Source organism: Shewanella basaltis (assembly GCF_023283885.1).
GTDB classification, from domain to species: domain Bacteria; phylum Pseudomonadota; class Gammaproteobacteria; order Enterobacterales; family Shewanellaceae; genus Shewanella; species Shewanella basaltis.
The window spans coordinates 13,104-26,144 of sequence record NZ_JAKILA010000015.1 but is presented as its reverse complement, the minus strand read 5'-3'; the positions used below and the strand labels follow the sequence as shown (position 1 = coordinate 26,144).

The window sequence follows — 13,041 nt, the reverse complement described above, 5'->3', positions numbered from 1 at the left end:
TACAGTCAATCTATATTAGCGGATCTCATTAGCGCTAATGTTACTCTTGTCATGTAAACTTGCCAAGTTTGCTGAGCCAGTAATGCGTTTTTGTTATTGTTAATCGTTTTTAATTTTTATAAAAGATGTTTCACGTGGAACATTAGCCAAAGCAGAAAAATTCAAAAATAAAAAAAACGAGCCCAAATGGCTCGTTTTCGTGTTTATTTGTCAACTGAGTTTGGCTCAGTTGACAAATAAAATGGTTTTTACACGCGCTCAAATACTGTCGCGATACCTTGACCTAAACCAATACACATAGTGGCAAGACCAAGCGTTGCATCTTTCTCTTCCATTAGGTTGATTAGTGTCGTTGAAATACGAGCACCAGAACAACCCAGTGGATGGCCTAATGCAATTGCACCACCGTTAAGGTTAACTTTTTCGTCGACAACATCTTGCAAGCCAAGATCTTTAACACAAGGTAAAGACTGTGCGGCAAATGCTTCGTTTAATTCAACAAGATCTAAATCGGCAATAGACAGACCAGCACGCGCGAGTGCTTTTTTGGTTGCAGGTACTGGACCATAACCCATAATTGCTGCGTCACAACCGGCAACCGCCATTGAGCGAATACGGGCACGGATGGTTAGCCCTAAAGCACGCGCTTTAGATTCTTCCATCACTAACATTGCAGAAGCACCGTCTGATAACGCCGATGATGTACCAGCAGTGACCGTACCATTGGCTGGGTCAAATGCTGGGCGTAAGCCGGCTAAAGACTCTAATGATGTTTCTGGGCGGATTACTTCGTCAGTCATGACTTTAATTAACGCACCGTTGGCATCGTGGCCTTCAACGCCCCAAATTTCTTTAGCAAAGCGACCTTCGATGGTGGCTGCATGGGCACGCTGATGTGAACGTACTGCAAACGCATCTTGTTGCTCACGAGTAATACCGTGCATTTTACCTAACATTTCAGCGGTTAAGCCCATCATGCCAGATGCTTTAGCAACGCGATTTGCTAGGCCTGGATGAAAGTCTACGCCATGGTTCATTGGTACATGACCCATGTGCTCAACACCACCAATAATAAAGGTGTCGCCTTGACCTGTCATAATGGCGCGAGCCGCTTGGTGAAGGGCATCCATTGATGAACCACATAAACGGTTTACCGTTACAGCACCAGCCGTTTTAGGAATACCTGCTAATAATGATGCGTTACGGGCAATGTTAAAACCTTGCTCTAGTGTTTGTTGTACACAACCCCAAATAACATCTTCAATGTCGTTTGGGTCTAGTTGCGGATTACGCACTAGCAGTGCTTTCATTAGTTCTGCAGACAATGTTTCTGCACGTACATTTCTAAATACCCCAGCCTTAGAACGGCCCATTGGGGTACGAATGCAGTCTACGATAACAGCTTGTTTCATGATTTAATTCCTTTCCCACTGATTAGGCTTGGTAGTAACTACCGTTGTTGGCTGCAAGTTCACGCATTGCATCGGTGACTTGATATAAGCCGCCAAGGTGTGCGTATTTGTCTGCTAGGGCAACAAAGTTTGCTACGCCCATTGTGTCTAAATAACGGAATACACCGCCACGGAATGGAGGGAAACCAATACCGTAAACTAGACCCATATCGCCTTCAGCAGGTGATGCAATAATGCCTTCTTCTAAACAACGAACCGTTTCGATGATCATTGGGATCATGCAACGAGCGATGATTTCGTCTGACTCAAATGCCTTTAATGCGCCAAACTCTGTACTGAGTAGTTCGTAGCTTGTTGGATCAATGTCTTTTTTCGGTTTACCGCGACTGTCAACTGAATAAGCATAAAAGCCTTTGGTATTCTTTTGGCCTAGGCGCTTGTTTTCAAACATAATATCAATAGCATCTTTGCCATTTTTACCCATACGATCTGGGAAGCCTTCTGCCATTACAGCCTGAGCGTGATGGCCGGTGTCTAAGCCTACAACGTCAAGTAAGTAAGCTGGGCCCATTGGCCAACCAAACTGTTTTTCCATGACTTTATCAACGGCAGCAAAGTCTGCGCCTTCAGCAAGTAAACCGCTGAAGCCAGCAAAGTATGGGAACAGCACGCGGTTAACGAAGAAGCCTGGGCAGTCGTTTACTACGATTGGGGTTTTACCCATTTTGCTTGCGTAAGCTACAACTGAAGCAATGGTTTCATCTGAGCTGTGCTCGCCACGGATAACTTCAACTAATGGCATTTTATGCACTGGGTTAAAGAAATGCATACCGCAGAAACGTTCTGGCTTTTTGAGGCTTTTTGCAAGTAAGTTGATTGAGATAGTTGAAGTGTTCGATGCAATAATAGCGTTTTCAGACACATAATCTTCAACTTCAGCCAATACCGTTGCTTTCACTTTTGGATGTTCAACAACCGCTTCAACAACGATGTCACTGCCTTTAATCGCGGCATAGTCCAACGACGGCGTAATATTGTTTAATACTTTCGCCATTTTCTCTGGCGTAGAACGACCACGAGACACTTGTGTGGTAAGAATTTTAGCCGCTTCGTTTAAGCCTAAATCTAAGGCAGGCTGAGCGATGTCTTTCATCACAATAGGCGTGCCTTTACTGGCGCTTTGGTAAGCAATACCACCGCCCATAATACCTGCACCTAATACCGCTGCTTGGTTTACATCTGTTGCTAATTTGCTGGCTTTTTTAGCTTTGCCTTTAACGAACTGGTCGTTTAAGAAAATACCAATTAATGCTTGAGCAACATCAGTTTTCGCAAGTTTAATAAACGCTTGAGCTTCTACTTTTAACGCGCCATCACGGTCTAATCCCGCTGCTTGTTCAACAACATTCACGGCCGCCATTGGCGCTGGGTAATGTTTACCAGCCACAGAGAACACCATGCCTTTAGCTGTAGCAAAAGACATCATGGCTTCTAGTTTTGGTAACTGTAGTGCTGATTGTTTTTTGGTGCGGCGAGCTTGCCAGTCAATATTGCCATTAAGTGCATCATGCAGCATTTGTAATGCTGTCGCTTCTAAATGTTCTGGTGCAACCACGGCATCAATAGCGCCGACTTTTAATGCATCTTCTGGACGTTGATCTTTTGCGGTGGTTATCCACTCAAGGGCATTATCTGCACCAATAACACGTGGTAAACGTACTGTGCCACCAAAGCCTGGGATAATACCTAGCTTGGTTTCTGGTAGTCCAATGCGCGCATTAGTGTCTGCAATACGTAAATCGGTGGCTAAAATGGTTTCGCAACCACCGCCTAATGCAAAACCATTGACCGCAGAAGCAGTTGGGAATGGTAAGTCTTCAAGCTTGTTAAATACCGCGTTAGCCTGCTCAACCCATGCGAGTAACGTTGCATCATCTTGCTGGAATAGACTCAAAAATTCAGTAATATCAGCGCCAACAATAAAAGTGCTTTTTGCTGATGTCAGCAATAACGCTTTAATGTTAGTGTTTTGTTTTATGCTGTCTAATGCAGCATCTAACGAGGCTAGAGTTTCTCTATCGAACTTGTTTACCGAACCCTGTGCGTTAAAGCACAGTTTGGCAATATTATCTTCAAGTAACTCAACCTGAATGGTAGGGCTTTGGTAGATCATTGCTTGCTTCCTTATTGCTTAAAAGCGACTTCCACATCTTATTTACTGTGCAGTTATCAAGCTTGAATCACAGCAGTTTCGGCCATCTATTGACCAGCTAATTGTCAGTGTGCGACTAAATGAGAAAAATTACAACACCCAATTTAAACGGCCGTTTAATTTTTTATCATCTAGCGATGAGTTTTTCTGTTTGTGATAGACTTATTGGGTTAAAACTTATGGAAGGGATAGTCAATGGAACAGTTAGCTTATCTATATCATGCGCACATGACAGAGTTAAATCGTCGTGTTGCCGATATTTGTCTGCGTGAAAATCTTTCTGGTTTGGTGATTCACTCTGGCCAGCCACATCGACAGTTTTTAGATGATTTAAATTATCCCTTTAAAGTTAATCCACAATTTAAAGCTTGGTTACCCATTTTAGATACACCCAACTGCTGGGTGATTGCAAATGGCCAAGATAAACCCACATTGGTGTTTTATCGTCCTGTTGATTTTTGGCATAAAGTGAACGATGTCCCCCACGCATTTTGGACTGAACATTTTAATATTCAATTATTGACCAAGCCTGATCGAATTGCCGATTATTTACCAAAAAATATTGAGTCATGGGCTTACATTGGCGAGCATTTAGACGTTGCTGATGTACTGGGTTTTTCTGCTCGTAATCCTGATGCGGTAATGAATTACTTGCATTATCATCGGGCCGATAAGACTCAGTACGAACTCGAATGTATGCGCCGAGCTAACCAGATTGCCGTAAAAGGTCATTTGGCGGCGAAAAATGCGTTTTATAATGGTGCCAGTGAGTTCGACATTCAGCAGCGCTATTTACTTGAAATTGGCCAGGGCGAAAATGAAGTACCATACAGTAATATTATTGCGTTAAATCAAAATGCGGCAATTTTACATTACACGGCATTAGAGCATACAAAACCCGCACAGCGGTTATCGTTTTTGATTGATGCCGGTGCAAATTTTCACGGCTATGCGGCCGACATTACGCGCACATATTCATTCGAAAAAAACCGGTTTTATGAGCTCATTGTTGCGTTAGATAAAGTGCAGCAGACGATTATTGGGCAAATGAAACCAGGTGTTAAATATGTCGATCTCCATATCGCAACCCATCATTATATTGGCCAATTATTAATTGATTTTGAGTTAGCCAGTGGCACTGTCGAGCAGTTAGTTGCTGATGGCGTCACAAGTGCATTTTTCCCGCATGGGTTAGGGCACATGTTGGGGTTGCAAGTTCATGATATGGGCGGGTACTCCCATGATGAACGTGGCACACATATCGCAGCACCAGAAGCACATCCTTTTTTACGTTGCACAAGAATGCTAGCAGCAAATCAAGTGCTGACGATTGAGCCTGGTCTGTATATTATTGACACCTTACTTGAGCAATTAACGCCAACGGCTAAAGGGCTTATTAATTGGACTACGGTTGATGAGTTAAGACCATTTGGTGGGATCCGCATTGAAGATAACGTTATTGTGCACCATGACCGTGTGGAAAACATGACAAGAGAGTGTGGTTTAATTGATTGAGTCTTATTTAATTCCACAATCTAACGTATTGATAGAAGAAGAGATAAAGCACAGCCGCTTTATCTCTTTGTTGTTTCATTGCCCAGATCAACAAACAATGAAGTTAGTACTTACTGACATAAAGCTGCAATATCCTGGAGCCAGTCATTATTGTTATGCTTTTGTAGCCGGTAGCCCCGAAAATACGATAGATATGGGCGCAAGCGATGATGGCGAACCTGCTGGCAGTGCTGGTAAACCTATGCTGGCGTGTTTACAAGGCGCCAATGTAGGTGAGCTTGGTGCGGTTGTTGTGCGCTATTTTGGCGGCACTAAGCTAGGTGTTGGCGGCTTAGTGAGAGCTTATACTTCGGGTATCAAGCAAGGACTGACGAAATTACAGACTCAGATTAAGCATTTAAGGTACCCAGCACGGTTAATATGTCACTATGCTCAACTGACGGATGTCGAATACTTAATTGCTCAATATGACGGTGAAGTGTTAGATAAACTGTTTACGGATAGGGTTGAAATACATTTTGCGTTGGCTAAATCACACCATGATGTGTTCAACCAGGCACTTGCGACATTGACTCAGGGTAACTTACAAGTGAAGTTTACAGTTTGAGCTATGACTAACTTATGCCAAAATGTCATTCAATTGTTAAATTCGACGTTGTACAACCTAAACAGAATCCTTAATGCAATATAAAACAATTATTAGAATCACCGGTTTGCTGATGGGATTATTTTCAATCACCATGCTGCCGTCAGCATTAGTGGCTATCTTATATAAAGATGGTGGTGGTACTGCGTTTATTCAGGCCTTTTTTGTCAGTATCTTTTTGGGTTTTTTATTATGGTACCCCAATCGTCATCAAAAAGGTGATTTACGCACTCGAGAAGGCTTTCTAATCGTCGTGCTGTTTTGGACGGTTCTGGGTTCCATAGGGGCGTTGCCATTTATATTTGCCAATGAGCCTGATCTGAGCTGGACTGACAGTTTTTTTGAATCATTCTCTGCCCTGACAACCACGGGCGCGACCGTGATTGTTGGCCTAGACGACCTGCCTAAATCCATTTTGTTTTATCGCCATTTACTGCAGTGGATGGGCGGTATGGGTATCATTGTACTGGCGGTGGCTATTTTACCACTGTTAGGGATTGGTGGCATGCAGCTGTATAAAGCTGAAGTGCCCGGACCGGTAAAAGATACCAAGGTCACACCACGAATAGCCGAAACAGCTAAAGCATTGTGGTATATCTACTTTATGTTAACAACGGCGTGTGCATTAGCATTTTATTTTGCAGGTATGGATGCTTTTGATGCTATTTGCCACTCATTTTCTACGATTGCTATTGGTGGGTTTTCTACCCATGATGCCAGTTTAGGTTATTTTGACAGCCCATTAATTAATGTGATTTGTGCGGTCTTTTTGCTGATAGCAGCTGTGAATTTTAGTCTGCATTTTGCCGCATTTAGTTGGCGTGGCATTAACTTTAAAATCTATTTCAGGGATGCCGAATTTAAAGTGCTGATTGCGGTGCAATTGGTATTAACGGCCATATGTTTTATTACCCTATATCAGTCAGGTATTTACGACTCTGCAGAACAAACCCTAGATTATGCTTTTTTCCAAGTGGTTTCTATTTCGACAACAGCGGGGTTTGGTACTGAAAGCTTCCATTCCTGGCCATTGTTCTTGCCTATTTTACTTATCTTTTCGAGCTTTATTGGTGGTTGTGCGGGTTCTACTGGTGGCGGGATGAAGGTTATTCGTTTAATTTTGCTGGTTTTACAGGGCTCTCGCGAGTTAAAGCGTTTAATACACCCCAAGGCCATGTACTCAATTCGAATTGGCTCTAACGCACTACCAGACAGGATTATTGATGCGGTATGGGGCTTCTTTTCTGCTTATGCTTTAGTGTTTGTTGTCTGTATGGTCATTTTAATGGCAATGGATATGGATGCGATTACAGCATTTAGTGCCACCGCAGCAAGTTTAAATAACCTTGGTCCTGGCTTAGGGGATGTTGCATCAAATTACGCCAATGTGTCTGATGGTGCAAAATGGGTATTGGTTGTTGCCATGCTGTTTGGCCGTTTAGAAGTGTTTACCTTATTGGTGTTATTCACACCGACATTTTGGAAAAATTAATGTTAAAAACAGTCATCTTATATTCGACGGTTGATGGGCAAACCCAAGCTATTTGTCAACGCATTGGGCAAGTACTCGCAGAAAGTGGCGAACAAACTAGCTTGGTTAATCTTGCGAGCATGACGCCTGAACAGTTAGTTGATGTAGATAAAGTAGTGATTGGCGCCAGTATTCGTTACGGCAAACACCGACCCGAATTATTTAAGTTTGTAGAACAACATAAGGACTTACTAGATAGTAAGTTAACCAGTTTTTTTACCGTCAATGTTGTGGCGAGAAAAGCCCTTAAAAACACCCCAGAAACTAATCCTTATATGCAAAAGTTTTTAACGCTGTCGGCGTGGACGCCAAAGATGTTAGGGGTTTTTGCAGGTAAGATTGACTATCCACGTTACCGTTTTTTCGACAAGGTTATGATCCGTTTTATTATGTGGATGACGAAGGGGCCGACAGATACCAGTGGCACTTTTGAATTTACCGATTGGGCTAAGGTTGACGACTTTGCTAAGCAGGTCGCAGCGCAAAAATGTTAACAAAAATTGCGCCTATAAGCATGGCTAGGCGCAATAACGACGATGAAGAATGGATATCACCTCGGTGACTTGCTCATTTTTAAGGGTGTAATACACCACCTGTGAGCTTTTGCGTGTATTTACTAAGTCTTGTGTGCGCAGTACTGCTAAATGTTGTGACAAGGCCGACTGACTGAGTGGAACCGTTTCATTTAACTCAGTGACACTGTGTTCTTTTTCCAGCAACAAACACAAAATCATTAATCGATAAGGGTTAGCAATCGCTTTGAGCCATTGCGCGGCTGTCTCTGCATTGGTAAGCATGGTCGCGACATCGATATCTTGTTGCATGTGTGTTCCTATCTGTTGAACGTGGGTCAGTTTAATCATAACTGCCTATCTAAAGTCATCATACTGCCGCGCTTTGCAGATCTCAATTTTAACTATTAAATATATGAGCTATTTCTAATTTGTGATCATTGCAGAGGTTTATAAAGCGCATTTTTGCCACACTGAGGCCAATTTAACAGCACTGAGAGCGTTTTATGGCCAATATATTAGTCCTTTACTATTCTCGGGGCGGTCATACCGCTCTAATTAGCGATGCCATCGCTAAACAAATACTTGCTAATGGTGATCAGTGTGATGTGATGAGCATTCATGACAGTAAACAACACCCCATAGACTGGTCAAAATACCATGCTGTTGCGTTGGGGGCCTGTGTACTTTATGGTTCATATCATAAGTCTGTGTTTGAGTTTATTCAGCAGCATCAACAGGCGTTAGCGAACATGCCAAATAGCTTTTTTTGTGTCAATGTGGTGGCACGTAATCCTGAAAAGCGCATCCCAGAAAACAATAAATACTTACAGAAGTTTTTAACCTTGTCGGCTTGGAAACCTCAAGATGTTAAGATCATTGCCGGAAAAGTAGATTACCCATCCTGGCCTTGGTACGACAGTTTAATGATTAGATTGATCATGAAGATGACTAACGGACCCACAGATCCCACCGCCATTATTGACTACACAGATTGGCAAGATGTAAAAGCTTATGGTGATCATATTGCCTGTTTAGCGAAGGTTTAGTTGAGCTAAAAGCGCCAAAATTTAGGATGAAATAATACTGCTATAGTCAGGATTTCAAGACGGCCTAATAGCATTCCAATTGCTAGGGCCCATTTGGCAATATCGGGTAAGGGGGCAAAGTTACCCGCAGGGCCAATAATTGGCCCAAGCCCTGGGCCGACGTTTGTGACGGCTGTAATAGCACCCGTAAAACTGGTCATTGGGTCTAATCCTGTTAGCACTAAAATAAGCGACAACCCAATAATCACAATAAACATCAACATAAAAAACGCCATAATAGAGCGGACAATGTCATCTTTAATTCGGTGGCCGTTGTATTTTTCTTTAAACACACCATTTGGATGAAATTGTTGCTTTATTTGCTGACGCATAATAGAAAAGGCGATTTGAAAGCGAAAAATTTTAATCCCGCCAGATGTCGAACCTGAACAGCTGCCAATAAACATTAAGAATAAAAACGCTACGCTGGCGACGGCACCCCAGGATTGGTAATCTGTTAACCCGTATCCTGTTGTTGTAATTACTGATATCACGTTAAAGCTAGATAGCCTCAGAGCATCCATAAAGTCCATGTGCTGATGTTGCCATAACCAAAATGCTAATGAACAAGACACCAGCAATACAAACAATAAAAAGCCTTTTACTTGCTGATCATGCCATACACGTATACTACGTTGTTGGACTGATTGGACAAACATCATTAACGGCAGACCTCCAGCCAGCATAAATACGATACCAACCCAATGGGCTTGTGGTGAGAATGCCGCCATGGAGCGGTCTGATGTTGAGTAACCGCCAGTTGATAAGGTTGTCATTGCGTGGTTGATGGCTTCAAACCAGTGCATTCCTGCTAAGTGGTAGGCAAGTGCACACAGCAATGTGAGTACGCAATAAACCTGAAATAAGTGTTTGGCCATGTGCTGGGTGCGCGGCATGGTTTTGTCGCTCCAGTCGGATGATTCTGTTCTAAATAACCGCATACCACCGACGTTAAGAAACGGTAATACCGCTACCGCCATTACAATAAAGCCAATACCGCCTAACCATTGCAGCAGTGAGCGCCACACTAAAATACTGTGGTCCATGGTGTCTAAGCCGCTTAATACGGTCGAGCCTGTAGTGGTGATACCTGACATGGTTTCAAAAAAAGCATCGGTATAGTTGATGCCGTGATACAAGGTGAATGGTAATGCTGCAAATAGACTGACGATAAACCAGGTGGCACTGGTTAACATGAACATGTCACGGATGTTGAGGGTAAACTGATGGTTCCGACCATTTTGCAGGCAAAGTATAGCTATTAGGCCAGTGAATAGGCCCGAAATCATAAAATCGCCAATGGTTTCTTCGCTATAAAATAGCGCAAATGCCATTGGCACCAACATAAACCCGGTGAGTATTGAGAGAAAAATACCCAGAATAAAGATAAGTTGTTTTATGTTAAACATAAAAACCTAAAAGAAAAATGCACTCGGTTGGAACAGTTTTTCTACATCGCCAATAAACTTTTTATTCACTAAAAATAAAATCACATGGTCGCCTTGCTCGATAACCGTTTTGTCATGACCCATGAGCACTTCATCATTGCGCACAATCGCACCAATGGTTGTGCCAGGTGGGAGTTTGATTTCACCGATTTGCTTACCAACCACTTTTGAGGTGCTTGAGTCGCCATGAGCGATAGCTTCTATGGCCTCAGCGGCACCGCGACGCAGTGAGTAAACATTACATATATCGCCTTGACGGATATGCGTCAGTAGTGCCGAAATGGTGGCTTGTTGTGGTGAAATGGCAATGTCGATATTGGCTTCTTGCACAATGTCGACATAGGCTTCGCGTTGGATCAGCACCATGACTTTTTTGGCGCCCATACGTTTTGCCAGTAATGCCGACATAATGTTGGCTTCGTCATCATTGGTAACGGCAATAAACACATCGGTTTGGTCAATGTGTTCTTCAAGAAGTAATTCTTGATCGGATGCATCGCCACAAAAAACCGTGGTTTTTTCGAGTTTTTCTGACAGTTGTTCGGCGCGTTCTTGGCGATGTTCAATTAATTTTACTGAGTGGGTACGTTGCAATTTTTGCGCGAGGCCAAAACCAATGTTACCGCCACCGGCAATCATAATATTGCGGTATGAGTTATCGAGTTTTTGCATTTCACTCATTACCGCGCGAATATGGCGACTGTCTGCAACGAAAAATACTTCATCATCAGCTTCAATAATGGTGGTGCCTCGCGGCATAATCGGCCTACCTTGCCTAAAAATCGCCGCAACTCGGGTATCAATGTTGGGCATGTGCTCACGCAGTGTGGCTAAGGCATTACCAACTAATGGGCCGCCATAGTATGCTTTAACAGCTACTAAACTTAATTTACCTTTAGCAAATTCAAGAACTTGCAAAGCGCCTGGGTATTCAACCAGTCTTTGTATGTAAGTGGTTACTAACTGTTCAGGTGCAATGAGCTCATCGATAATAAAGCCACCACGCGGTTTCGCGTCACTGGTTTTTATTTCGCTGCTAATAAACAGTTTATCCTGCAAATCCAGGTAGGCTTCGGAGCGAATGCGGGCAATTTTGGTCGGTGTACCAAATAAGCTATAAGCTATTTGGCATGCCGACATATTACATTCATCACTGTTGGTGACGGCAATAAGCATGTCGGCATCTTCTGCACCGGCTTCTTTTAGTACGCTAGGGTGTGCGCCATGACCGACTACCACGCGTAAATCGAATTTATCTTGTAGTAGCCTTAATCGTGCTCGGTCGCTGTCGACTAAGGTTATGTCATTATTTTCACCGACCAAGTTTTCGGCAAGCGTGCCACCAACTTGTCCTGCTCCTAAAATAATAATTTTCATGGCTCTGGGTACATCCTTAAATTGCTTTAACTAGGCGCGCGTAATAAAAGCCATCCATATTGTTTTGGCCTGGTAATATTTGCCAGCCAATGTCATCGGGATGTGACTGTTGTGCGATGGGCACTAATTTGGCGCCTGGCGTACGTGCTAAAAACTGTTCAACTTGCTGGCTATTTTCTTGCGGTAAAATAGAGCAGGTTGCATATAACAATGTGCCGCCTGGTTTAAGCCACTGCCAGCAATGGTCTAAAATTTGTTGCTGTAACCTTGCTAGCTCTTCAATGTCGTTGTTTTTACGCAGCCATTTGATGTCTGGATGACGGCGTATAACACCCGTTGCAGAGCAGGGTGCGTCCAGTAAAATACGGTCAAATTGCTGCCCTTGCCACCATGAGTCTATGTTGGCGGCATCGCCGTGAATAACTTGCGCTTTTAAATGCAGTCTGTCCAGATTTTGTTGCACTCGTGCAAGGCGTTTTTCATCAAAATCGACCGCCACAAGGTTAATACTTGGCGCAAGTTCGATTAAATGGCAGCTTTTACCACCAGGAGCTGCGCAGGCATCTAACACCAGCTCATTTGCTGTTGGGGCGAGCAATGTGGCAGCCCATTGAGCGGCACCATCTTGTACTGATGCTGCGCCTTGCATAAATTCTGGCAAGTTGGCGACATCTTTAGGGCTTTCAAGCAAAATTGAATCTGGGCTTGGGCCCGCTTCGGCATCAATGTCTTTTGCTGCTAATGCGTTTAAATAATCTTCTCGTGATTGTGATAAACGATTATTACGTAGCCACATAGGTGGGCGCTGGTGGCTTTGTTCAATAATGGCTTGCCAGTTACTTGGGTAGGCTTGTTGTAAGCGCTTAATAAACCAGGCCGGGGTATTGAAACGTAACGTGTCTGAATCGGTATTAAGTGCTGCTTCTTGGCGTTGAATATTGCGTAATACGCCATTTACGACTTTGACTAGCCCGTCAAATCGCAGTTGCCGACAGGCTTCTGCTGTTTCAGAAATCGCTGCATGGGCTGGTATTCGAGTAAAGTAGAGTTGATAACAGCCAACGATTAATAGCTGGTGTAGTATCCGTTGTTTTCCTTTAAACGGTTTGGCTAAACAGTCGCTTACGCATTTGTCTAGTTGCGGCAATTGACGCATAACACCATAGCAGAGCTCGGCCAATAAGGCTTTGTCTTTACCGCTTTGCAGGTGTTGCTGTTGTTCTGGCAGGGCAACCGACAGTGACATGCCTTTTTCAAGTACTTCATATATCGCTTTAGCTGCAAGCGCTCGCACATTCAT

General features: G+C 43.3%; 11 protein-coding genes. 5 read left to right on the top strand and 6 right to left on the bottom strand.

Features of this window, described 5'->3' with window-relative positions; genetic code table 11:
• Positions 1 to 248 precede the first annotated feature (248 nt).
• Both fadA and fadB read right to left on the bottom strand, forming a co-directional pair.
• Complete coding sequence (fadA, locus tag L2703_RS11750; protein WP_248971284.1) at positions 249 to 1,412, bottom strand: acetyl-CoA C-acyltransferase FadA; 1,164 nt, start codon at positions 1,410 to 1,412, stop codon at positions 249 to 251.
• A 22-nt stretch (positions 1,413 to 1,434) separates the two neighbouring features.
• Complete coding sequence (fadB, locus tag L2703_RS11745; RefSeq protein WP_248971283.1) at positions 1,435 to 3,585, bottom strand: fatty acid oxidation complex subunit alpha FadB; 2,151 nt, start codon at positions 3,583 to 3,585, stop codon at positions 1,435 to 1,437.
• A 234-nt stretch (positions 3,586 to 3,819) separates the two neighbouring features.
• On the opposite strand from fadB, the gene pepQ reads away from it, so the two are divergent.
• The 4 genes from pepQ to hemG (L2703_RS11725) all read left to right on the top strand — a co-directional run bounded on the left by pepQ (position 3,820) and on the right by hemG (L2703_RS11725) (position 7,810).
• On the top strand, positions 3,820 to 5,139 hold the full coding sequence (gene pepQ, locus L2703_RS11740) for a Xaa-Pro dipeptidase (protein WP_248971282.1): 1,320 nt from the start codon (positions 3,820 to 3,822) through the stop codon (positions 5,137 to 5,139).
• Complete coding sequence (locus L2703_RS11735) at positions 5,132 to 5,746, top strand: YigZ family protein (RefSeq protein WP_248971281.1); 615 nt, start codon at positions 5,132 to 5,134, stop codon at positions 5,744 to 5,746. Before pepQ ends, L2703_RS11735 begins: the two co-directional genes overlap by 8 nt.
• Before the next feature lie 73 nt (positions 5,747 to 5,819).
• Entirely contained in the window at positions 5,820 to 7,277 is a 1,458-nt protein-coding gene (locus L2703_RS11730) for a TrkH family potassium uptake protein (RefSeq protein WP_248971280.1), read from the top strand.
• Positions 7,277 to 7,810 carry a menaquinone-dependent protoporphyrinogen IX dehydrogenase gene (gene hemG / locus L2703_RS11725; RefSeq protein WP_248971279.1) on the top strand — a complete coding sequence of 178 codons (534 nt, stop codon included), beginning with the start codon at positions 7,277 to 7,279 and terminating at the stop codon, positions 7,808 to 7,810. Before L2703_RS11730 ends, hemG (L2703_RS11725) begins: the two co-directional genes overlap by 1 nt.
• A 24-nt stretch (positions 7,811 to 7,834) precedes the next feature.
• Here hemG (L2703_RS11725) and L2703_RS11720 read toward each other — a convergent pair whose 3' ends face one another.
• Entirely contained in the window at positions 7,835 to 8,140 is a 306-nt protein-coding gene (locus tag L2703_RS11720; protein WP_248971278.1) for an ArsR/SmtB family transcription factor, read from the bottom strand.
• Between the two features lie 194 nt (positions 8,141 to 8,334).
• On the opposite strand from L2703_RS11720, the gene hemG (L2703_RS11715) reads away from it, so the two are divergent.
• Positions 8,335 to 8,877, top strand: a complete 543-nt coding sequence (gene hemG / locus L2703_RS11715; RefSeq protein WP_248971277.1) for a menaquinone-dependent protoporphyrinogen IX dehydrogenase — start codon at positions 8,335 to 8,337, stop codon at positions 8,875 to 8,877.
• 5 nt (positions 8,878 to 8,882) lie between these two features.
• Here the strand turns inward: hemG (L2703_RS11715) and L2703_RS11710 are convergent, their stop codons facing one another.
• The 3 genes from L2703_RS11710 to rsmB are packed head-to-tail and all read right to left on the bottom strand — an operon-like array spanning position 8,883 to position 13,041.
• The gene (locus tag L2703_RS11710; protein WP_248971276.1) at positions 8,883 to 10,325 is read right to left on the bottom strand and encodes a TrkH family potassium uptake protein; all 1,443 of its coding nucleotides are present in this window, start codon (positions 10,323 to 10,325) and stop codon (positions 8,883 to 8,885) included.
• 6 nt (positions 10,326 to 10,331) lie between these two features.
• Positions 10,332 to 11,741, bottom strand: a complete 1,410-nt coding sequence (gene trkA, locus L2703_RS11705; RefSeq protein WP_248971275.1) for a Trk system potassium transporter TrkA — start codon at positions 11,739 to 11,741, stop codon at positions 10,332 to 10,334.
• 16 nt (positions 11,742 to 11,757) lie between these two features.
• A complete protein-coding gene (gene rsmB / locus L2703_RS11700) occupies positions 11,758 to 13,041 on the bottom strand; it encodes a 16S rRNA (cytosine(967)-C(5))-methyltransferase RsmB (RefSeq protein ID WP_248971274.1) in 1,284 nt (427 codons plus the stop codon).